Annotated in this window: 19 protein-coding genes and 1 pseudogene; 19 read left to right on the top strand and 1 reads right to left on the bottom strand. The window is 49.1% G+C overall.

Annotation, left to right across the window (positions count from 1 at the left end; all coding sequences use genetic code 11):
- The first annotated feature begins 38 nt into the window (after positions 1-38).
- The 4 genes from A4G20_09425 (at position 39) to A4G20_09440 (ending at position 5,438) form a co-directional block, all read left to right on the top strand.
- Positions 39-938 carry a permease gene (locus tag A4G20_09425; protein QIW16540.1) on the top strand — a complete coding sequence of 300 codons (900 nt, stop codon included), beginning with the start codon at positions 39-41 and terminating at the stop codon, positions 936-938.
- Positions 935-3,145 carry a primosomal protein N' gene (locus tag A4G20_09430; protein QIW16541.1) on the top strand — a complete coding sequence of 737 codons (2,211 nt, stop codon included), beginning with the start codon at positions 935-937 and terminating at the stop codon, positions 3,143-3,145. The genes A4G20_09425 and A4G20_09430 overlap by 4 nt, the downstream gene beginning before the upstream one ends.
- A 114-nt stretch (positions 3,146-3,259) precedes the next feature.
- On the top strand, positions 3,260-4,897 hold the full coding sequence (locus A4G20_09435; GenBank protein ID QIW16542.1) for a CTP synthase: 1,638 nt from the start codon (positions 3,260-3,262) through the stop codon (positions 4,895-4,897).
- 214 nt (positions 4,898-5,111) lie between these two features.
- Positions 5,112-5,438, top strand: a complete 327-nt coding sequence (locus A4G20_09440; protein QIW16543.1) for a monothiol glutaredoxin, Grx4 family — start codon at positions 5,112-5,114, stop codon at positions 5,436-5,438.
- Between the two features lie 38 nt (positions 5,439-5,476).
- Here the strand turns inward: A4G20_09440 and A4G20_09445 are convergent.
- Positions 5,477-6,945 (bottom strand): annotated as a pseudogene (locus tag A4G20_09445) (hypothetical protein).
- Positions 6,946-7,109: 164 nt separating this feature from the next.
- Between A4G20_09445 and A4G20_09450 the strand changes: the two are divergent.
- The 15 genes from A4G20_09450 to A4G20_09520 all read left to right on the top strand — a co-directional run bounded on the left by A4G20_09450 (position 7,110) and on the right by A4G20_09520 (position 21,398).
- The gene (locus A4G20_09450) at positions 7,110-8,156 is read left to right on the top strand and encodes a galactose-1-phosphate uridylyltransferase (GenBank protein QIW16544.1); all 1,047 of its coding nucleotides are present in this window, start codon (positions 7,110-7,112) and stop codon (positions 8,154-8,156) included.
- Between the two features lie 106 nt (positions 8,157-8,262).
- On the top strand, positions 8,263-9,417 hold the full coding sequence (locus A4G20_09455; protein ID QIW16545.1) for a galactokinase: 1,155 nt from the start codon (positions 8,263-8,265) through the stop codon (positions 9,415-9,417).
- A gap of 96 nt (positions 9,418-9,513) precedes the next feature.
- Positions 9,514-10,488 (top strand): galactose mutarotase, encoded by a 975-nt coding sequence (locus tag A4G20_09460; protein QIW16546.1) that lies wholly within the window; start codon positions 9,514-9,516, stop codon positions 10,486-10,488.
- Positions 10,489-10,626: 138 nt separating this feature from the next.
- Positions 10,627-11,286, top strand: a complete 660-nt coding sequence (locus tag A4G20_09465; protein ID QIW16547.1) for an RNA chaperone ProQ — start codon at positions 10,627-10,629, stop codon at positions 11,284-11,286.
- Positions 11,287-11,303: 17 nt separating this feature from the next.
- Positions 11,304-13,295 (top strand): C-terminal processing peptidase, encoded by a 1,992-nt coding sequence (locus A4G20_09470; GenBank protein ID QIW16548.1) that lies wholly within the window; start codon positions 11,304-11,306, stop codon positions 13,293-13,295.
- Positions 13,296-13,381: 86 nt separating this feature from the next.
- Positions 13,382-14,998, top strand: coding sequence for a L,D-transpeptidase (locus A4G20_09475; protein ID QIW16549.1), 1,617 nt, complete (start codon positions 13,382-13,384; stop codon positions 14,996-14,998).
- A 191-nt stretch (positions 14,999-15,189) separates the two neighbouring features.
- Positions 15,190-15,750, top strand: a complete 561-nt coding sequence (locus A4G20_09480) for a hypothetical protein (GenBank protein QIW16550.1) — start codon at positions 15,190-15,192, stop codon at positions 15,748-15,750.
- Between the two features lie 16 nt (positions 15,751-15,766).
- The gene (locus A4G20_09485; protein ID QIW16551.1) at positions 15,767-16,396 is read left to right on the top strand and encodes an MBL fold metallo-hydrolase; all 630 of its coding nucleotides are present in this window, start codon (positions 15,767-15,769) and stop codon (positions 16,394-16,396) included.
- A 180-nt stretch (positions 16,397-16,576) separates the two neighbouring features.
- Positions 16,577-17,377: an ABC transporter ATP-binding protein gene (locus A4G20_09490; GenBank protein ID QIW16552.1), complete on the top strand. Its 801-nt coding sequence runs from the start codon at positions 16,577-16,579 to the stop codon at positions 17,375-17,377.
- On the top strand, positions 17,374-18,150 hold the full coding sequence (locus A4G20_09495; GenBank protein ID QIW16553.1) for an ABC transporter permease: 777 nt from the start codon (positions 17,374-17,376) through the stop codon (positions 18,148-18,150). Before A4G20_09490 ends, A4G20_09495 begins: the two co-directional genes overlap by 4 nt.
- A gap of 123 nt (positions 18,151-18,273) precedes the next feature.
- Positions 18,274-18,786, top strand: a complete 513-nt coding sequence (locus A4G20_09500; GenBank protein QIW16554.1) for an outer membrane lipid asymmetry maintenance protein MlaD — start codon at positions 18,274-18,276, stop codon at positions 18,784-18,786.
- A 21-nt stretch (positions 18,787-18,807) separates the two neighbouring features.
- Positions 18,808-19,443, top strand: coding sequence for a hypothetical protein (locus tag A4G20_09505; GenBank protein QIW16555.1), 636 nt, complete (start codon positions 18,808-18,810; stop codon positions 19,441-19,443).
- A gap of 10 nt (positions 19,444-19,453) precedes the next feature.
- A complete protein-coding gene (locus A4G20_09510) occupies positions 19,454-19,801 on the top strand; it encodes an NTP binding protein (Contains STAS domain) (GenBank protein ID QIW16556.1) in 348 nt (115 codons plus the stop codon).
- A complete protein-coding gene (locus A4G20_09515) occupies positions 19,798-20,055 on the top strand; it encodes a BolA family transcriptional regulator (GenBank protein ID QIW16557.1) in 258 nt (85 codons plus the stop codon). The genes A4G20_09510 and A4G20_09515 overlap by 4 nt, the downstream gene beginning before the upstream one ends.
- 65 nt (positions 20,056-20,120) lie before the next feature.
- Positions 20,121-21,398 carry a UDP-N-acetylglucosamine 1-carboxyvinyltransferase gene (locus tag A4G20_09520; GenBank protein ID QIW16558.1) on the top strand — a complete coding sequence of 426 codons (1,278 nt, stop codon included), beginning with the start codon at positions 20,121-20,123 and terminating at the stop codon, positions 21,396-21,398.
- The last annotated feature ends 14 nt before the right edge of the window (positions 21,399-21,412 follow it).

A 21,412-nucleotide genomic window follows, 5' to 3' on the forward strand; every position in this document is an offset into this window, starting at 1 on the left:
AAAAACCCATTTCACCATCATTATTTTTGGAGCTTAATGTGCTAAAAGGCGTTGTACTTTCTATTTTTGCGAGCTTTTGCTTTGGGGCCATTTATTATATCTCCACCCTTATGCAGCCCCTTTCAGGCCAGGCTGTGCTGGGTTTTCGGATCGTGGCCATTATTCCCTTTATTATCTTTGCCCTCATTTTATTTAAACAGCAAAAGGCTTTTGTTGATTTAGTCCGTTCTTTTAAGCAAAAACCGCAATTACTGTTAGTGCTTTTTATCACTGGCCTCAATACTGGCTTTCAAATGTGGCTTTTTATGTGGGCGCCCAATAATAACAAGGGCATTGATGTATCCATCGGTTATTTAATTATGCCCATTGTGATGGTAATCATTGGGAAATTTCTTTATAAGGAATATCTTTCCCGCCTTAAATTACTGGCCATTTTTTCTGCGGTGCTGGGTGTGGCTGTTAATGTGATTTTAACCCAAACCATTTCTTGGGAAATGCTGGCTGTTTGCCTGGGCTATCCCCTCTATTTCACCCTGCGTAAGGCCTTTAATTTAAATAGTTTGGCGGCTTTTTTAGTGGAACTCTTGGTTTTATTGCCTTTTTGCCTCTATTTTATTTGCCAGGCCAATCTGGAATTTGCCGTCCTCCACAATCCCAATATTTATTATTTTATTGGCCTCTTGGGCCTGGTTAGTGGTGTGGCCTTTACGGTTTATATTGCCTCCAGCAATTTATTGCCCATGAATTTACTGGGCATGCTCAGTTATTTAGAACCCTTTTGTATGCTAGCGGTTTCTTTTTTCATTGGTGAAACCCTGGATACCCGTTCCTATTTCTTAATGATCTGTTTGACCATCGCCATTGGCCTGCTTTCCCTAGATGGCCTGGCCAAGCTGAAAAAACAAAAACAATCCCTGCCAAATGAGGCGGCACAATGAAATTAGTCCGCATCGCCCTAGCCCTGCCCCTTAATCGTGATTTCGATTACCTCCTGCCGCCTGATTGCCCTGCTCCAATCGGGGCCAGGGTGCTTGTGCCCTTTGGCAACCAGAAGAAAGTAGGGATTGTGGTTGGCTTCCCATTGCAGAGCGAGGTGCCGGCCGACAAGCTCAAGCCTGTGCTGGCGGTGCTGGATCAAGAGAGCATTTTTGATAAGGAAAGCTGGAGCCTGCTTAATTGGGCAAGTCGCTACTATCATGCCCCGCTGGGCGAAGTTTTGTTATCTGCCCTGCCGACTAAACTTCGGCAAGGGGAAAGCAGCCAGCCTAGCCCGCCCGACTATTTTCAGCTGACCGAAATCGGCCAAAAAGCCCTGCAAAATGGCCTACTCAACCGTGCCAAAAAACAGCTGGAATGGCTGACGATTCTGTCTAAATTTGCAAGTTTCTTTGAAAAACCGACCGCTTGTCCGTCAAGTATTTGGAAGGCCCTATTAGAAAAAGGCTACCTTGAAAGGGTGGAGGTGCCGCTTCAATCGTTTTCTTGGCAGGAAAAATTAGGCAACCAGCCCCAGTGCAACAAGGACAACCGCCTAGTCCTTAATAAGCAACAATGCCTAGTGGTCAGTCGCCTGATCTATCAAGAGGGCTTCGGGGCCTTCTTGCTCAACGGGGTGACTGGCTCGGGCAAGACCGAGGTCTATTTGCAGGTGATTGAGGCCGTGCTCAAGCGGGGCCAACAGGTCTTGGTCTTAGTGCCGGAAATTGGCCTAACCCCCCAAACCATCTCCCGCTTCCAGGCCCGCTTTAATGTGGAAATGGATGCCCTGCACTCCAACCTCAACGACAACCAGCGGCTGACGGCCTGGCTACGGGCCAAACAGGGGGAATCGGCCATTGTGATCGGCACCCGTTCCGCCCTCTTTAGCCAGTTTGCCAACTTAGGGCTCATTATTATTGACGAGGAACACGATAGCTCCTTCAAGCAGCAGGAGGGCTGGCGTTATAACGCACGGGATCTGGCGGTTATGCGGGCCAAGCACCGCAACATTCCCATTATTTTGGGCTCAGCCACCCCTTCGCTAGAAAGCCTGCAAAATGTTGCCAACGGCAAGTTTACTCAATTAGAACTGCAATATCGGGCGGGCCAGGCACAAAGTGTCCAAGCGCAACTGATTGATCTTAAGACCCAGCGGGTCTATCAGGGCTTATCCGAAAGCCTGCTTTCCCTGATGAAGAGCCATTTGGAACGGGGTAATCAGGTTATGCTCTTTCTTAACCGCCGTGGCTTTGCCCCTGTCCTGCTTTGCCATGAATGCGGCTGGGTGGCCCAGTGTGCCTCCTGCGACAAGCCCTACACCTACCACCAAAAAATGCGGGTGCTGCGTTGCCACCATTGCAGCTCACAGCGCCCCATCCCCCGCCAGTGCGGGCATTGTGGCTCTACTCATCTAATTACAACCGGCATTGGCACAGAACAGCTGGAAGCCGTTTTAGCGGAACGCTTCCCCGCCTACCAAATCAGCCGGATTGACCGGGACAGTACTGCCCGCAAGGGGGCTTTGGAAGCCCATCTTAACGACATTCAACAGGGCAAGAGCCAAATTTTGATTGGTACGCAAATGTTGGCCAAGGGACATCATTTCCCTAATGTGACCTTAGTTGCCCTTGTGAATGTGGACAGCAGCCTCTTTTCCACCGATTTTCGGGCCGAGGAACGCCTGGCCCAGCTCTATGTGCAGGTGGCCGGCCGGGCCGGGCGGGCCGAAAAGCAGGGCCAGGTGGTCTTGCAAACCCACTATCCTGATCATCCCCTACTTAAGACCCTGTTAGAAAAGGGCTATGCTGATTTCGCCCAAGAGGCCCTGAAAATGCGGCAACTGATGAGCCTGCCGCCTTTTTCCTCACAGGTGCTCTTTCGGGCCACGGGGCGGGATAATGAAAGGGTTGCAAATTTTTGCCAAGAATTGACCGCTTGCTTGCAGGGTATCATTGCTCAAAATGGCTGGCAGGGCTTCCAGCTCCTAGGGCCTTTTAATGCACCTATGGCCAAAAAGGCCGGGCATTTCCGCTGGCTCTTGTTGGTGCAACACGCCTCAAGGGGCAATTTGCAGGCCCTTTTGGCGCAGTTTGACTCTTATAAGGAACAGTTTTTACGCAGTGATATTCGTTTTTCCATGGATATTGATCCGCAGGAAATGGGTTAGGGCGTAGCCCTAAATTTTATTAGCCAAAATCCCCCTTTTCCTGTAAACTGTTTTCCCGTCCTGATGGTTTATACCATTCACTTTTTTTCCTTTCAATCATTCAAAGGCACGACAATGACAACCAATTATATTTTTGTGACGGGCGGTGTTGTTTCTTCTTTAGGGAAGGGCATTGCGGCAGCCTCTCTGGCCTCCATTCTTGAAGCACGTGGCTTAAATGTTACCATTATGAAGCTGGATCCTTACATCAATGTCGATCCAGGCACCATGAGCCCAACCCAGCACGGTGAAGTTTTTGTAACCGAAGACGGGGCCGAAACCGACCTTGACCTAGGCCACTACGAGCGTTTTATCCGCACCAAAATGACCAAGGCCAACAACTTTACCAGCGGTAAAATCTACTCTGAAGTCCTGCGTAAGGAACGCCGTGGCGACTACTTGGGCGCAACCATTCAGGTTATCCCGCATATCACCAATGAAATCAAGGCCCGTGTGATTGAGGGCGGTAAGGGCCATGATGTAGCCATCGTTGAAGTGGGCGGCACCGTGGGCGACATTGAATCCCTACCATTCCTAGAAGCCCTCCGCCAATTAGCCGTGGATGTGGGCCGTGAGCACACCCTCTTTATGCACTTAACCCTGGTGCCTTACATCCCAACTGCAGGCGAGGTCAAAACCAAACCGACCCAGCACTCGGTGAAAGAATTACTCTCTATTGGTATTCAGCCAGATGTGCTTATCTGCCGTTCTGACCGAGCCATTCCAGCCAATGAGCGTTCAAAAATCGCCCTCTTCTGTAATGTGCCAGAACGTGCGGTGATTTCGCTCAAAGATGTGGGATCAATCTACCAAATTCCTGCCTTATTGAAATCGCAAGGTTTAGATCAGTTTATCTGCGATCGCTTCCGTTTGACTTGTAAAGAAGCCGACCTGTCTGAATGGGAACAGGTGCTCTACCAACAGGCCAACCCGACTGGAGAAGTCACCATCGGTATGGTGGGCAAATATGTGGAATTGCCAGATGCCTATAAGTCAGTCAATGAAGCCCTCAAGCACGCCGGCCTGAAGAACCGCCTAAGCGTGCATATCAAATACATCGACTCCCAAGATGTAGAAACCAAGGGCGTTGAAGTGCTTAAGGGCGTGGACGCCATTCTGGTGCCGGGTGGCTTTGGCTACCGTGGTGTAGAGGGTAAGATCCGCACGGCTCAATATGCCCGTGAGAACAAGATCCCTTACCTAGGTATCTGCTTGGGTATGCAAATTGCCCTGATCGAGTACGCCCGCAATGTGGCCGGCCTCCATCACGCCAACTCCAGCGAGTTCGACAAGGACTGCAAAGAGCCTGTAATCGGCCTGATTACCGAATGGCAGGACAAGGACGGCAATGTGGAAGTCCGTTCTGACGAATCCGACCTAGGTGGCACCATGCGTTTGGGTGCTCAAGCCTGTCACTTGGTGGAAGGCACGCTTGCCCGCAAGGTTTACGGGGCAGAAACCATTTTTGAACGCCACCGCCACCGTTATGAGGTCAATAACACCCTGCTGCCACAAATTGAAGCGGCGGGTTTAAAAGTGTCTGGCCTCTCAGCAGATAAGAAATTAGTGGAAATCATCGAAGTGCCAAACCACCCGTGGTTTATCGCCGCCCAATTCCACCCAGAATTTACCTCCACCCCTCGTGACGGCCACCGCCTCTTTGAGGGCTTTGTGGCAGCGGCCAAGGCTTATCAGGACGGGCAGGCTAAATAAAATCTAAAGATAGCGCCAGCCTCCAGGCTGGTGCTGAAAAATCTTGAATATAGGCACCAGCCTAGAGGCTGGCGCCATCAATCTACAAGCGGGTAAAAATTGGGATTTATTTGCAAATTTTCACCCTAAATCAACCGCTTGCAGGTATTGGGAAATTGGCCAAACTCTGTTAGACTTGCCCCACCTTAACCCATTTTTAACAACGAGGATCCTCATGGAAACAATCGACAAAATCAAAAAACAAATCAGCGAAAACCCAATCCTTCTTTATATGAAGGGTTCGCCAAAATTTCCATCTTGCGGCTTCTCTGCCCGTGCGGTGGAAGCGGTAATTAACTGCCAAGTGCCATTCGGCTATGTGGACATTTTAAGCAACCCAGATGTGCGTGCCGAATTGCCAAAATACGCCAACTGGCCAACCTTCCCACAATTATGGGTGGACGGCGAATTAGTCGGCGGTTGTGACATTATTTTAGAAATGTTCCAAAAGGGCGAACTCCAAACCCTCTTAAAAGAAACGGCAGCTAAATATCCTGCCTAATCGACAAAAAACCTTGCCACTGGCAAGGTTTTTACTTTTTAGAAGCGCTTACTCAACTCCACATAAACACGGTGCTTGTCGTAGCTGTAAAAGGCATGGTTGCTTTTAACCTTATTATAAGACCAAGTCAAACGTGGGGTAATGCCCTTAAAGTGCAAGGCTCGGTGCCAGATGCTGGTGTGGATGCCGTATTCCTTGTTGCGTTGCACCACCCCAAAAATAGGCATTGGCCCCTTGTGGTTTTTCTGGGCGTAGCTTAGGACGATACGGGTCGAAAAGCCCTCGCCCCATTCCTGGCCCCAGCCTAAACGCAGGCTCTTGCGGACGTAGCTGTCGTCCTTATCTCGGGTGCTGGTGCGGTTGTAGTCTAGGCCTCCCAGCCAGTATTGCTTGGCATTGGCATAGTAAATGAGAGAACTTGAAACAAAAGCATAGTTGCCGTTGAGGTGCTTGCGGCTGGCATAGCGTTGCTCACCGTATTCAAAGGTGTTATCCGTCAGCCATTGGGGAGAGAGCCAGTAAGACCAGCTTAGGCGAGCGCCACCCGACTTGGAAAAACGCTTGAGGGTTTCGCTCTTATTAGAACCGCCCGCATAGAAGGTCTGCTCCATAAAGGGGGCCAGGCTGATATTGTGCTTGGCGTTTTGAAAGCCCAGGCCTAGGCTGCCACGGGCATTGGCCTCGTTGTATTTCTTGTTGTCCCAATAGTATTTCCCGCCCAAATCCCCCGGATTTCATGATAAAAACCATTGCCCCAAGACCATTTCTTGCCCAGGCTAAAGTGGCCACCCAGCCCGTGGGCCGATTCCCGTTCAGGGCCTGTCCAGTTGCCGATTCGAGTGCCTGCTTTAGGGGCGTTGTTGATGTTGGGGTCGTGCAAGTAGGTCAGCCCGCCGCTAAATTCCCAGCGGTCACGGTTGGCAATGGCAGTCAGGTATTGTTCAATCACCTGAGCCAGTTGGCTAGGCAGTTCAGGTTCGCTACGCAGTTTTTGGAATTGGTCTTGAGCGGCATCTAACTCATTGTTTTCAAATAAAACTTGGGCTAACTGAAAACGCACCAAGCCTAGATCTGCCTGCTTGGCAATGATGTTGCGGTAGTGTTGGATAGACTGGCCATAATCCTGCTTGGCATGAGCCAAAATGGCCTCGGCCCACTCTGTTAAAATAGGGTCGTGAAAGTCGGCTGGGATCTCCTGATAAATCGGAAAGAGCAGGGCCACGTTATCCGCATTGTTCTGCGACACAGCTGGAATCAGGGCACGCACCACCAAATCAGGGTACTGGGCCAGTTCTTCCTTGCTCATGGAAACGCTCTTGCCTTCCTTTTTTGCAACTTCTTGCGGTTTTTGAACCGCTTGCACAGGCTGCGGAAGGGGTTTTTCCAGTTCATTGAGGGCGCGTTGATCGTTTAGGCGTTGGTTGATGGTTTGGGCGTCTTGTTGGCTGTTGGCATAGGCTGTGCCGGCCAAGAGCAGGGCCAGGGTAGAATAGGTGAAACTTTTCATTTTTGTTGGTTGTTGATAATAAATGTTGTTTAGGATATAAAGATTTAAGTTAATTTGCAAAACTTACTTTTAAAAATTTAAGAAAGTTTGTGATCTCCATCACAAACTTTACTCCAGAAATGCCTTATAATTTAGAGTAAAATTTCAAAGAAAAGGAGCCTCTGATGAGTGAAGTATTTGTGCAAAACGACCACCCCCATCGCCGTTTTAACCCCTTGAAAAACCAATGGGTTTTGGTTTCCCCCCACCGGGCAAAACGCCCTTGGCAGGGCCAGGAAGAAGAGGTGGTGCAGGATGATAAACCTGCCTACGACCCAACCTGCTACCTCTGCCCTGGCAATAAGCGCATTACTGGCGAGGTTAATCCCACTTATACCCAGCCCTTTGTCTTTAAAAACGACTTTTCAGCCCTCTTAAGCGACACGCCCGCCCCGCCTGAAAGCAAAGATCCGCTTTTTAAGATTGCCCACACCCAGGGTGAAAGCCGGGTGATCTGCTTCTCGCCCGATCACAGTAAGACCCTGCCCCAATTAAGCTTGCCTGAAATCGCCCAAGTGGTGGAGGTTTGGCAAGAACAGGCAACCGAGCTAAAAGAACGCTATCAGTGGGTACAAATTTTTGAGAACAAGGGAGCTATGATGGGCTGCTCCAACCCCCACCCTCACGGCCAGATCTGGGCCAGCAACTTCCTGCCCAATGAAATTGAAATTGAAGACCAGTGCCAGCGGGACTATTTGGCCCAATATGGCTCGCCCCTCCTGCTAGATTATGCTAAGCGTGAATTAGAAAAAAATGAGCGGATTGTGGTGGAAACCCAAGACTGGATAGCCGTCGTGCCCTACTGGGCCAGCTGGCCTTTTGAAACCCTGCTCTTGCCCAAGGCCAAGCACTTTAAGCGAATTACCGATCTGAATGAAACCGAACGGGAAGACTTGGCCCTAGCCCTGAAAAAGCTGACCACCCGCTACGATAATCTCTTTAAGATCAGCTTCCCTTATTCCATGGGCTTTCATTTTGCTCCTTTTAATGGGAAAGAAAATGATCACTGGCAGCTCCACGCCCACTTCTACCCGCCGCTCCTGCGTTCAGCCACTGTGCGGAAATTTATGGTGGGCTATGAAATGATGGCCGAAACCCAGCGGGATCTGACCCCAGAGCAGGCGGCTGAAAGGTTGCGGGCGGTTAGTGAAGATAGGCATTATAAAGAATAAATAGGCCTAAAAAGATAGCGCCAGCGTCCACGCTGGTGCTGATATATGATTAAAAAGGCACCAGCGAGGGCGCTGGCGCCATCATAATGAGATAAAAGGACACCCTATGAAACCCCAAGCACTCTCCCAAACCAAATTTATAGAAATCTATGGAAATCAGCCCGCTTGCACCGTCTTTGCCCCTGGCCGGGTCAATATTATCGGCGAGCATACCGACTACAATGACGGCTTTGTAATGCCTTGTGCCATCAATTATGGCATGGCGGTCAGTTTTTCTAAGCGTGAAGACAGCCTCTGGAAGGTCTATGCCATTGATATTGACGCCCATGATGAATTTGATCTCACCCAGCCGCTTGAGCCAAGTGCCGACAAGTGGAAAAACTATGTGCGGGGCGTGGTTAAGTTTATCCAGGCCCGTTGCCCGAGCTTCAAGCAAGGGGCCAATATCGCCATGACCAGCGATGTGCCTATGTCTTCGGGCCTTAGTTCCTCTGCTGCCCTGGAGATCTCCATCGGCAAAACCTGCCAAATTTTGGGAGATCTGCCCTTAAGCCATACCGACATTGCCCTAATTGGCCAAGAGGCGGAAAATAAATTCGTGGGGGCCAACTGCGGCAATATGGATCAGCTGGCCTCCGCTCTTGGCCAGAAAGATCACTTGGTGATGATTGACTGTCGCAGCCTTGAAATCAGCCCAACGCCAGTGCCAGAGGGCTATTCCATCGCCATTATCAACTCCAACGTCAAGCACGACTTGGTTACAGGCGAATACAACAGCCGCCGCCAAGAGTGCGAAAAGGCCGCAGCCTTCTTTGGGATTAAGGCCCTTCGGGATGTCAGCCCTGAAGCCTTTATTGAGCGGGCAGCGGAGCTTCAGGTTCTAGATGAGCTGGCCTACAAACGAGCCAAGCACGTGATTAGTGAAAACCATCGGGTGCTAGAAGCGGTGGAAGCCCTGAAACATCAGGATATGGTCAAGCTGGGTCAGCTGATGGCCGACTCCCATGATTCTATGCGGGATGACTTTGAAATCACCATTCCTGAAATTGATTATTTGGTGGAACTGGCTCAAGTGGCTATTGGTAAGGACGGCGGGGCCAGAATGACGGGCGGCGGCTTTGGTGGTTGCATTGTCTGCTTGGTGCCAAATGATAAGGTGGAGGCTTTACGCAAGCTGGTGGCCGATAATTATGAAAAGCAAACCGGCATTAAGGAAACCTTCCACCTCTGCACGGCTTGTGATGGGGTACATATCATCTAACTGAGATGGCGCCAGCGTCCACGCTGGTGCCTTTTTAATCATATATCAGCACCAGCCTGGACGCTGGCGCTATCTTTTTTACCATAGGGAGCGCCTATGCAACTCTTTACCCTCGAAAACCAACACCTAAAAATCACCCTAAGCGACCTGGGTGCTTCTTGGCTGTCTTGTGTCGTGAAATTCCCTCATGAAGAACGGGAGGTTCTAGTCACGACCACACCTGACCGCTGGCAAGAACAATCCGCCTACTTTGGGGCCACCATCGGCCGCTATGCAAACCGCATTGCCCAGGGGCGTTATAGCCTAAATAATCTGACCTTCCAACTGGCCCAAAACAATGGCCCCAATAACCTGCACGGCGGGGAAAAGGGGGCGGATAAGTGTATCTGGCAAGTGGTCGAACAAGGCCCGCAAGCGGTTAAATTTGCCAAGATTTTTGCAAATGGGGAAGAGGGCTTTGGGGGCGAGGTGCAGGCAACAGTCAAATATGGTTTGGAGGGCAACCAAGTTCGCCTCGCCTTTGAGGCCGTGAGCGATCAGGACACCCCACTTTGCCTAACCAACCACGCCTATTTTAATTTAAGTGGTGAACAGGACATTAAAAACCACCGCTTGCAGATCCAAGCCCAGCGCTATTTGCCCGTGGCGGCAGACGGCATTCCGAGTGGGGATTTAAAAGCCGTAGAGGGCACGGGCTTTGATTTCCGCCAACCTAAAGCCATTGGCCAAGATCTTCTCAAGGATGAAGATCAAAGGCTGGTTAAGGGCTACGACCATGCCTTTGAACTTGCAAAAAATACGACTGATGGCCCTGCTTGTTGCCTAGCCGTGGAGGATTTACGGCTAGAACTGAACACCTCCCTGCCTGCCTTGCAGGTCTATACGGGCAACTGGCTAGACGGCCAGCCTGATTTGACGGGCGGGCAATATGGGGATTATGCCGGTGTGGCCTTGGAGCCCGAGTGCTTCCCAGATAGCCCCAACCACCCCGAGTGGTGGGACTTGGGTGGCATCCTCCGTGCAGGGGAAACCTACCAGCAGCATATTTCTTATCGATTTTTGAAACCATAGGCCAATTTAGGGGTCGAAGCCAGCAGGATTTTCTCCTTTTCGCTGGTAATTTGAGTGGACGAATTGGCCTAAATAAAATATAGTGAGCGCCATCTTTTTCACTTTCTTACCCCCTTAATTTTTCACACGGAACAGGTTATGTCAGAACAAGAACAACAGATCACAACTGAAGCAGAAAACACAAAAACCAGCATGACTTCAAAAGAGGCCATTGCCTATCTGGTACAAAAATTCCCGCTTTGTTTTTCCCTAGAAGGCGAGGCCAAACCACTTAAAATCGGTCTTTTCCAGGATCTGGCAACAGCGCTAGAAAATGAAGACATCAGCAAAACCACCCTACGCCAGGCGCTTAGGGTGTACACCATGGGCTGGCGCTACTTGGCGGCCTGTCAGGCCGATGCCGTGCGGGTGGACTTAGAGGGCAACCCAGCAGGTGTGGTCGATGCCCAACAGGCCGAACACGCTGCCCAATCTCTGGCTGAAGCCAAGGCAGCCTATGCCCAAAGACGTGAAGAACAACGCAAGGCAGAACGCAAGGCCTTCTTTAAGAAAAAAGCCCGTGAAGAAAAGGCTCAAGCTCGCCCAGCTCATAAGGCCAAAAAACCAGCCCCGCAAAAAGCGGCTGAAAACTTAACCGCTTTGGATAGCTCAAAAGTGGTTAAGGGCCAGGCCGTTAAGGTCTTAGTTGGTTCCCAAAGCCAGGCGGCCACCATTCTTGATGTAGAAAAACAAGGCGTGCGGGTGCAGTTAGCCACTGGTTTAACCGTCACGGTCAGCCAAGATCGCCTCTTTGCCTAATCACCCAAGAGGTCTTGATGAAGAAAAGCTATACCATGTTATTAGGCCTGCTCTTTGCAGGCTCTCTTTATGCGGTTGAGCCAAAGCTCAAGGAAGCCGATTTGGTTATTCCTAAGCCGACTGCCGAACAATCGCTCTCGGCCCAACGGGTAACGGCTCGCTTGACCCAGTCCCACTACCGCACCATTAAGCTGGATGACGAATTTTCGGAAAAGATTTTTAACCGTTATATCGACTGGCTAGACCCATCCCATAACACCTTCTTACAGGAAGATGTGGATCAGATGCGTCAATTATATGCCCACCTCTTTGATGATGATTTGGTAGCTGGCAAGCTGGATAATGCCTTTGCCATGTATGAACGCATGACCAAGCTGCGTTATGAGCGCTACAAATATGCCCTGTCGCTCTTGGACAAGCAGCCCGATCTCAAGGGCCAAGATCAGATTGAAAATGATCGTGAAAAAGCTCCTTTCCCGCAAACCGTGGAAGAGGCCAACAAACTTTGGGAGCAGCGAGTCAAAAACGACATTATTTCCCTCTATCTCAAAGACAAGAAATGGCCAGAAATCAAGAAAACCCTGACCAAGCGTTATGACCTGGCCATTCGCCGCCTGACCCAAAGCACCTCAGACGACATTGCCCAAACCTTCCTCAATTCCTTTGCCCGTGAGATCGACCCGCACACCAGCTACCTGTCGCCACGCTCGGCCAAGCGTTTTGAAGAAAGCATGAACCTCTCCCTAGAAGGGATTGGGGCAACCTTGACCATGGAAGATGATGTTACCACCATCAAATCCTTGGTGACAGGTGCGCCGGCTGCCCGCAGCAAGAAAATTCAGGTGGGCGATAAGATCATCGGTGTTGGCCAGGAAAAGGGCGAAATCGAAGATGTGATCGGCTGGCGTTTAGATGATGTGGTCGATAAGATCAAGGGTAAGAAGGGCAGCAAGGTTCGCCTGGAAATTGAGCCTGCCAAGGGCGGCAAATCCAAGATCATTACCCTAGTTCGGGATAAGATCCGCCTTGAGGACAGTGCAGCCAAATTAACCGTTCGCAAGGTGGATGGCAAGAATATTGCCAGCCTTAAGATCTCAACCTTCTATTTGGGCTTGACCAAGGATGTCAAGGCGATTTTAACTGAAGCGAAAAACCGTGATATTGACGGCCTGATTATTGACCTGCGTAACAACGGTGGTGGCTCGCTACAAGAGGTGATTGAGCTAACAGGTCTCTTTATTGACAAGGGCCCGGTAGTTCAGGTACGTGATGCCTTTAACCGCATTAAGGTGCATGAAGATGTGAATGCCGGCACCATTTATGATGGCAAAATGATGGTGATGATCAACCGTTTCAGCGCCTCGGCTTCCGAGATTTTTGCCGCTGCCATGCAGGACTACAACCGAGCCATTATTCTGGGCCAAACCACCTTTGGCAAGGGCACGGTGCAGCAAAGCCGTCCGCTTAATCTCATGACGGACTTTAACCGCGATCCGCTGGGCATTGTGCAATACACCATTCAGAAGTTTTACCGCATCAATGGCGGCAGCACCCAGCTCAAGGGCACAGAGGCAGATATTCTCTTCCCATCTCTCATTAACGCAGAGAAAAATGGGGAATCTTTTGAAGACAATGCCCTGCCTTGGGATAAGATTCCGCCGGCCACCTATCAAGAAGTCGGCAATGCCCGTGCGGATGTGGCTGAATTGACCGCCAAGCACCAAGAGCGGATTGCCCAAGATCCTGAGTTTATCGTCCTGAATGAAGACATCGCCCGTAACAAAGAACGGGATGATCGCAAGTTTACCTCCCTTAACCTGGCAGAGCGTAAACAGGAAAATGATGCCGATGAACAAAGACGCTTAAAGAACCTCAACGAACGTTTCAAGCGTGAGAAGAAAAAGCCTCTGAAGAACTTGGATGCGCTACCAAAAGACTATGAAGCCCCTGATTTCGTACTCAGCGAAACAGAGAAAATGATGGTGGATTGGTTAAATTTAAGTAAATAATTTTAAAATTCAGACCGCTTGTAGTAAGCTATTGAGCGGTCTATTTTTTTATATTGATTACCTATATCGATTTTCGAGGATATTTTATGATTAAGGTGAAAGCCTTTAAGTGGTTACCCTTATTAACCCTATCAGGTGCAGCTTTAGCAGAAACAGGCGCCCCTGTTGTCGAAGCCAATATGATGCCAAGCCAGCCAGTACAAGCCGCCCCCGTGCTTGCCAGTGCTGAACCTGCTGCTCAAGCGGCTAACAATGGCACTATTGTTGATAATGTCTTGCCTTTGCTTAGTTTAGAGGCCCAGCGTGCCCGTGATGCAGCGGCGGAAAGAGCCCGCTTGTTAGAAGAAGAGCGTTCTCAAAAATTGGCTCAGGCAGAAAGCCAGGTTCGTCAAGAAGTGGGGGAGAGCTCCCTCCTATTGGCCCGTGATGTGGCCAAACTTTATTTGGATAACGATTTTGGCCTTATGTGGCAGGATCAAAAGGCTCAACGCACCTTTATTCGGGAATATGCAGTCTTTGCGGCCAGTGGTGTATCTAAGTCAGCCGATAAGGCCCTGCAAAATATCCTCAGCAAGCCTCAGGGAGAATTGGCCCGTGATATTCTCTTAACCGATGCCCTGCTTGATTTTCTTTACTATCAAGGCAATGTGGCCAAGCAGGCCAATAACTGGCTCTATCAGTTGGGTAGCTACCGTACCCGCTCACCTAACGAAGCCCAACAGCAACGTTGGTTAAGTGCCGTGAAAAATGGCAGCACAGCCCAATTTATCAGCAACCTGGTGCCAAGAAACCATATTTACCAAGAAACCGTACAAAGATTGATGTCTATGTCACCAAATGGCACAGCAAGCAATCAAAATACGGCTGAAACAGGCAAAAAAGGTACAAAAGGTAAGAAATCCAACAAGGCAAGCGGGACAAACAGCGCCACTTTTGCCAAATTAGCCCTGAATGCCCAACGTTTGCGGATTATCCCGAGTTTTGATAACGGGATTTTCGTCAATATTCCAAGCTACCAGCTTTACTACTTCCGTGATGGCAAGTTGGCCCTCCAATCTAAGGTGATTGTGGGCAAGGACGAGCGCAGAACGCCAGTTATGTATAGCAAATTAAGCAATGTCGTGGTTAATCCGCCTTGGACCATCCCACCAACGATTTTAAGCAAGGACTTTATTCCAAGAATGGCCAAGGATCCAGGCTATGCTGAACGCCGTGGCTTTGAGATTTTTGATTCTAAAGGCAACAAAGTTAATCCACGCAGCGTAAACTGGGCTTCTTATGTAAACAGTAAGAGCTTCCCTTACCGCATCCGCCAAAAAGCAGGTGATGATAGTGCCCTTGGCCGTTATAAGTTTAATATGCCAAGCTCGGATGCCATTTTCTTACACGACACCCCAAACCGTGGCCTCTTTAGCAAAACCGATCGGGCTTTGAGTTCAGGTTGTGTGCGTGTGGCCAAAGCCGATGAACTGGCCACCATCTTGCTCAAGGAAGCAGGTTGGTCAGAAGGGCGTAAGAGAAATGTCTTAGACAGCAAGAAAACCACTTCTGCCCAAATTCGTTCAGATAACCCTGTTTATCTCTACTATGTGACAGCCTGGGTAGAAAATGGTAAAGTGCATACCCTGCCAGATATTTACAAGTTTGACAGTCAAATCAAAAGAACCAATATCAACTGGGCAGCAGTCAAAAACAATATTTAGTGTGATCTAGATCACAATTCGGATATGTTCCAACAAATTTTTGAAATTTGTTGGAACTTTTCGATTTTTTTGCACTCTGATTAGCGTTTTTGTCAGAAAAAAAAGTACAAATGGTTGATAATAAAAAGCAGAGGTATCTTTTTGTTATCCATCATTATGATGAACCAATTTCAATTTTAAAGGTATGAAAAATGAATTTAATTGATCAAGGCCGCCGTAAATGGCTCTCATTAGGTGGAATCGTGCTGGGTGCCAGCTTGCTACCAACCAATGTGCTGGCCAAATTAGCCACCCCCAAGCCCCTGACCCTGCGTTTATATAACGCCAACACAGGCGAACGCTTGGTCACCAACTTCCACAATGGTTCAAAGTTTGTTTCCAGCGAGCTATCTAAACTAAACCACATTATGCGTGACAGACGGAATAACCAAGTCAGACGCATCGACCCTAATCTCTTTATGCGCCTTTATCAGGTGCAACGTCGCTTGGGCCTAAAAAACCCTGAAATCACCCTCTTAAGTGGTTACCGTTCTGCCCAAAGCAATGCATCACTTCGCCGTAACCATCGTGGTGTGGCCAGCAATAGCTACCACATTCGTGGCCAGGCCATGGACTTCCGTATTGCCAGCGTTTCAACCGCTAAAATCCGCAATGCTGCACTTTCCTTAAGCAATGGCGGTGTAGGCTACTACCCTCGTAGTAACTTTGTCCACATCGACACAGGCCCAGATCGCAGCTGGCGTGGTGTTTAACAAGCGGTTGAAAAATATGTTTAACCTGCAAATTATCCCTGTTAGCCCCTTTCAGCAGAACTGTGCCATCATTTGGGACGAAGACAAAAATGCGGCGGTCATTGATTCGGGTGATGATGCCCCAAGCCTGATTCGCTTTATTGAGGAGAATCAGCTAAGGCTTCAAAAAATCCTCCTGACCCACGGGCATTTGGATCACATCATGGCCGCAGATAAGCTCCGCCAACATTTCAAGGTGGAGATCTTCGGCTCTCATCGGGCCGATCAGCCCCTCTTTGAACACCTTGGTGACATCTGCCGTGAATACGGTATGCCAGCGGTGGAGGGCTTTCTGCCTGACCATTGGCTGAATGAGGGCGATCAAGTCCAGGTAGGCAAGCTTACCTTTCAGGTTCGCCATCTGCCAGGCCACGCCCCGGGCCATATTGGTTTCTTTGATTTTGCCAATAAAATTGCCTTTAGTGGCGATGTGCTTTTTAAGGACAGCATTGGACGGACCGATCTCTACATGGGCAATTTTGATGAGCTTATCAGCACCATTCGGCATAAGATGTTTGATCTAGAGGATGATTTCATTGTTATGCCAGGCCACGGGCCCCATACCACCATCGGCCGTGAAAAGCAGCATAATCCCTTTCTTAAGTAAGATGTAAACCGCTGAAACAAGCGGTTTAATTTTCAGGATTATTTGCAAAAAAATGCCTTTTTGGCTCCGCTTGTAATTTGTCTAGAGATTGTCAAAAGATTAAAGTCAATTGACTTTGCCCACCAGTTCAGGGATTATCCCCACCATTTTGTGATTAACCCTTTATAAGTGAAACTTTCAATGCGTGATATGGAAAACTTGATTGAAGTGAAAAACCTGACCTTTAAACGGGGCGAGCGGGTGATTTATGATAAGCTCAACCTGCAAGTCAAAAAAGGCAAAATAACGGCAATTATGGGGCCATCAGGCATTGGAAAAACGACCTTGTTACGTTTAATTGGTGGGCAGATTGTGCCCGAATCAGGCCAAATTTTATTTGACGGCAAGGACGTTTGCACAGCCAATAACAAGGAACTCTATGAGCTGCGCCAGCGTATGGGTATGCTCTTCCAATCGGGGGCGCTTTTTACCGACCTTTCCACCTTCGACAATGTTGCCTTTCCCATTCGGGAACACACTCGCCTGCCAGAGGCCTTAATTCGTAAGCTCGTACTCATGAAACTGGAAGCTGTTGGCCTGCGTGGGGCAGCTGATTTAATGCCATCCGAATTATCCGGCGGTATGGCCCGCCGTGCCGCCCTGGCCCGTGCCATTGCCCTTGACCCTGACTTGATCATGTATGATGAACCCTTCACCGGCCAAGACCCTATCAGTATGGGCGTGATTGTGGAACTGATCAAACGCCTTAACCAGGCCCTAAATTTAACCTCCATTGTGGTTTCCCACGATGTCACCGAAGTGCTCAGCATTGCTGATTATGCCTATATTGTGGCCGACAAGCGTATTATTGCCGAAGGCACATCAGAGCAACTCTTGGCCAGCCAAGATCCGCAGGTGGTACAATTCTTAGCAGGAAAATCGGACGGCCCTGTCCGCTTCCACTATCCTGCCCAAAACTATACAGAGGAGCTCTTTCAATGATGGGCTTTATTTCCAACCTTGGCGCCAGTGTGATTAATCTTATCCGCACCTTTGGCCGAGCCAGTTTTATGTTGTGGGGCGCCCTCATCGGCAAGCCACAATTTCGTAAGCACAGCCCGCTCTTGATCAAGCAGCTTCATGTTTTGGGCGTGCAATCCCTCTTGATTATTATGCTCTCTGGGCTTTTTATCGGCATGGTGCTTGGCCTGCAAGGCTATGTGGTCTTGGTGGACTTTTCTGCCGAAACCAGCCTGGGCCAACTGGTCTCCCTTTCCCTTTTACGAGAGCTTGGCCCTGTGGTCACCGCCCTCTTGTTTGCCGGTCGTGCAGGTTCCGCCCTCACCGCTGAAATTGGCTTGATGAAGGCCACCGAACAGCTTTCCAGCCTTGAGATGATGGCCGTTGATCCCCTTAGACGGGTCATTGCCCCCCGCTTCTGGGCAGGTATCATCGCCATGCCAATTCTGGCCATTATCTTTACCGCCATTGGCATTTGGGGCGGATCGTTAGTCGGCGTGGACTGGAAGGGCGTGGATTCAGGCAGCTTCTGGTCGGTCATGCAAAATAGCGTCACGGTGAGCGACTTATGGAATGGCTTTGTCAAAAGTGCAGTCTTTGCCTTTGCCGTGGTTTGGGTAGCCCTCTTTAACGGTTATGATGCCACCCCAACTTCAGAAGGCATCAGCCAGGCCACCACCCGCACGGTGGTGCATGCCTCCCTCTTGGTCTTGGGCTTAGATTTTGTGCTAACGGCCATTATGTTCGGCGGTTAGTTCTCAACAAGCGGGGCAAAAAGGCCTTTTTTCTGCAAATGCAAAAAATCAGACTTTTTGCCCCGCTTGTAATACAATACGCTTTCTGCCTTGGGCAGAGCGGATTTAGCATAGGAAAGAAAAATGCGTCAATCAATTAAATATGAATTCTGGGTGGGCTTGTTTGTGCTACTCGGATTGGGAGCCTTGGTCTTCCTAGGCTTGCGTGTAGCGAATGTACAGGGTTTTTCCTCGGAAAAAACTTACACTCTTTACGCAACTTTCGATAATATCGGCGGACTAAGAGTACGCGCGCCGATTAAGGTCGGTGGCGTGGTGATAGGCCGTGTGGCAGACATTCAACTTGATGCCCAAACCTACACCCCAAAAGTGACCTTGGCAGTGAACCAAGAATTTGACAAGATTCCAGATTCCAGTTCCCTGTCTATTAAAACGTCAGGACTACTTGGCGAACAATATATTGCGTTAAATGTGGGCTTCGTAATGGAAGGCGAAACGCAAATGTTGAAAGAAGGCGACAGCTTTGTTGATACAAACTCAGCAATGGTGTTGGAAGATTTAATCGGTCAATTCTTATATGGTGATAAGAAAACCGAAAACACAGAAGCACCCGCTTCTGAACCCAAAACTGAATAGTTTTACTAATTGGAGTAACCAATGTTAAAAAACCTTAAAAATCTTTTTGTGGCAGGCTTAGTTGCAGTTTCCGCTTTATTTTCAAGCAATGCTTTTGCAGAAACCAACCCTTATGTCTTAATGCAAAAAACAGCGGACAAATTATTTGGTGATATTCGAGCAAATCAAAGCAAGATCAAGGCAGATCCAAACTACTTGCGCACCATCGTGCGTAACGATCTCATGCCACATGTGCATGTAAAATATGCTGGCCAGTTAGTTTTAGGTAAAAACCTTGCCTCTGCGACTGAAGCCCAGCGCGAAAAATTCTTCGATGCTTTCGGCCAATTTATTGAGCAATCTTATGCTCAGGTCTTAACCCAATATACAGACCAAAAAGTGCAGATTGAAAATGAAAAATCTGTTGAAGGCAAGTCTATCGTCAGCATTCGTGTAAACGTGCTGCAAAACGGCAATGCTCAACCGATTAAATTAGATTTCAAATGGCGTAAAAACAGCCGTACAGGCGAATGGCAGGCCTATGATATGGCGGCTGAAGGCGTAAGCATGGTAGCAACCAAGCAAAATGAATGGAGCGGCACCCTACGCCAAAAAGGCATTGATGCCCTAACGGCCCAAGTTGCTCAATCTGCCAAACAGCCTATTACCCTAAAATAAAAAACGTTTTATGCAAAGCCAAAAACCATTACAATGGGCCATTGTGCAAAACAATGAAAGCCTAATGGTTCAGTTATCAGGCGAGCTGACTCGTGACACGTTGCTTCCGCTTTGGAAGCAGCGTGCTTCTTTTTTATCGCCCAAGGCCCAGCAGCATATCTACTGGGATCTGCGCCAGCTTGAACGGGTCGATTCCGCAGGCTTTACCCTCTTGGCTGAACTACTGAACCATTACCAAAAAACCTCCCAGAACTGCCTGATCAATACGCCTGCCACGGTCAAATCCCTGGCACAGCTCTTTGATTTGGAAGACTGGTTTCATCAATTTTTAATTTGTGAGAAACATTACAAGGTATGAAAGACACCATCGAACAACTCTTGCTCAACAGCGATTTAGCCCTTGATGAAGTGCATGTACAGGGCGAAGGCTCACACTATGGCGTCATCGCCGTCAGCGATAGCTTTGCCAGCCTGTCCAAGGTTAAACAGCAGCAAATGATCTATGCCCCCTTAACCGAACTCTTTTCAACTAATGCTATTCATGCGCTCACCATTAAGACCTTTACCAAGGAGCAGTGGAAAAGAGAGCGTTTGCTCAATATGGCAGGTTAATCCTATTTTTAAGGGCGAAACCTTTCGCCCAATTTCTGAATAATCAAGCCTTCTAAGGAATTACAATGGAAAAATTTCGTGTTCACGGACCTTTCAGATTAAGCGGTGAAGTTCAAATTTCAGGGGCAAAAAACGCCGCCCTGCCGATTCTTTTTGCAGCCATTCTTGCCACCGAGCCTGTCACCTTAACCAATGTACCTGCCCTTAAAGATGTGGATACGACCTTTAAGATCCTGCGTCAATTAGGTGTGGTGGTTGAGCGTGATGCAGACAGCGTGGTGCATTTAGATGCCAGCGGCATTGATCACTATGTTGCCCCTTATGAACTGGTTAAAACCATGCGGGCTTCCATTTGGGCCTTAGCACCACTCTTAGCCCGCTTCAAACAAGGCCAAGTTTCCCTGCCAGGTGGCTGCACCATCGGCGCCCGCCCTGTGGATATGCACATTGCAGGCCTGGAAAAAATGGGTGCTCACATCACCCTTGATGAAGGCTATGTAAAAGCAGAAGTCAGCAACCGCCTCAAGGGTGCACGTATTCTGATGGATAAGGTCAGCGTAGGCGCAACCCTATCAGTAATGATGGCTGCAACGCTTGCCAAGGGCACAACCGTCATTGAAAACGCAGCCCGTGAACCAGAAGTGGTCGATACCGCCCTCTTCCTCAACAAATTAGGCGCTCAAATCCACGGAGCTGGCTCAGATACCATTACCATTGAAGGCGTTGAGCGTTTAGGCGGCTGCCAGCACCATATCGTTCCAGATCGTATTGAAACAGGGACTTTCCTCGTTGCTGCGGCCATTTCAGGCGGACGCATTACCTGCCGTGGCACCAAGGCCGATACCCTTGATGCGGTGATTGAAAAACTGCGTGAATCAGGAATGCAGGTGGATGTGAGCGAAGACTCTATCACGCTTGACTCTTTCGGCTTCCGTCCAAGAGCGGTTAATATCCGCACCATGCCACACCCAGGTTTCCCAACCGATATGCAGGCCCAGTTTACTCTGCTTAATGCCGTAGCAGAAGGGACTAGCAAAATCACCGAAACCATCTTTGAAAATCGCTTTATGCACATTCCAGAGCTTATCCGCATGGGAGCAAAAGCCGAAATCGAAGGCAACACAGCCATCTGTCAGGGTGTTGAGCGTCTTTCAGGTGCAGAAGTGATGGCAACCGACCTGCGTGCTTCTATCAGCCTAGTGCTTGCAGGCTGTATCGCCAACGGCGAAACCATTGTGGACAGAATCTACCACATCGACCGTGGCTATGAACACATTGAAGAAAAACTACGCAAGATTGGCGCCCGAATCGAACGCTTTGATGAACCTTTCACAGGCGAATAAGCCAACAAAAAAAC

It is taken from the genome of Pasteurellaceae bacterium RH1A (assembly GCA_012221805.1).
Lineage (GTDB): Bacteria > Pseudomonadota > Gammaproteobacteria > Enterobacterales > Pasteurellaceae > RH1A.

Coding starts and splice junctions, on each gene's coding strand:
- A4G20_09430 (QIW16541.1), top strand. CDS start 935: ATGAAATTAGTCCGCATCGCCCTAGCCCTGCCCCTTAATCGTGATTTC.
- A4G20_09435 (QIW16542.1), top strand. CDS start 3,260: ATGACAACCAATTATATTTTTGTGACGGGCGGTGTTGTTTCTTCTTTA.
- A4G20_09440 (QIW16543.1), top strand. CDS start 5,112: ATGGAAACAATCGACAAAATCAAAAAACAAATCAGCGAAAACCCAATC.
- A4G20_09450 (QIW16544.1), top strand. CDS start 7,110: ATGAGTGAAGTATTTGTGCAAAACGACCACCCCCATCGCCGTTTTAAC.
- A4G20_09455 (QIW16545.1), top strand. CDS start 8,263: ATGAAACCCCAAGCACTCTCCCAAACCAAATTTATAGAAATCTATGGA.
- A4G20_09460 (QIW16546.1), top strand. CDS start 9,514: ATGCAACTCTTTACCCTCGAAAACCAACACCTAAAAATCACCCTAAGC.
- A4G20_09465 (QIW16547.1), top strand. CDS start 10,627: ATGTCAGAACAAGAACAACAGATCACAACTGAAGCAGAAAACACAAAA.
- A4G20_09470 (QIW16548.1), top strand. CDS start 11,304: ATGAAGAAAAGCTATACCATGTTATTAGGCCTGCTCTTTGCAGGCTCT.
- A4G20_09475 (QIW16549.1), top strand. CDS start 13,382: ATGATTAAGGTGAAAGCCTTTAAGTGGTTACCCTTATTAACCCTATCA.
- A4G20_09480 (QIW16550.1), top strand. CDS start 15,190: ATGAATTTAATTGATCAAGGCCGCCGTAAATGGCTCTCATTAGGTGGA.
- A4G20_09485 (QIW16551.1), top strand. CDS start 15,767: ATGTTTAACCTGCAAATTATCCCTGTTAGCCCCTTTCAGCAGAACTGT.
- A4G20_09490 (QIW16552.1), top strand. CDS start 16,577: ATGCGTGATATGGAAAACTTGATTGAAGTGAAAAACCTGACCTTTAAA.
- A4G20_09495 (QIW16553.1), top strand. CDS start 17,374: ATGATGGGCTTTATTTCCAACCTTGGCGCCAGTGTGATTAATCTTATC.
- A4G20_09500 (QIW16554.1), top strand. CDS start 18,274: ATGCGTCAATCAATTAAATATGAATTCTGGGTGGGCTTGTTTGTGCTA.
- A4G20_09505 (QIW16555.1), top strand. CDS start 18,808: ATGTTAAAAAACCTTAAAAATCTTTTTGTGGCAGGCTTAGTTGCAGTT.
- A4G20_09510 (QIW16556.1), top strand. CDS start 19,454: ATGCAAAGCCAAAAACCATTACAATGGGCCATTGTGCAAAACAATGAA.
- A4G20_09515 (QIW16557.1), top strand. CDS start 19,798: ATGAAAGACACCATCGAACAACTCTTGCTCAACAGCGATTTAGCCCTT.
- A4G20_09520 (QIW16558.1), top strand. CDS start 20,121: ATGGAAAAATTTCGTGTTCACGGACCTTTCAGATTAAGCGGTGAAGTT.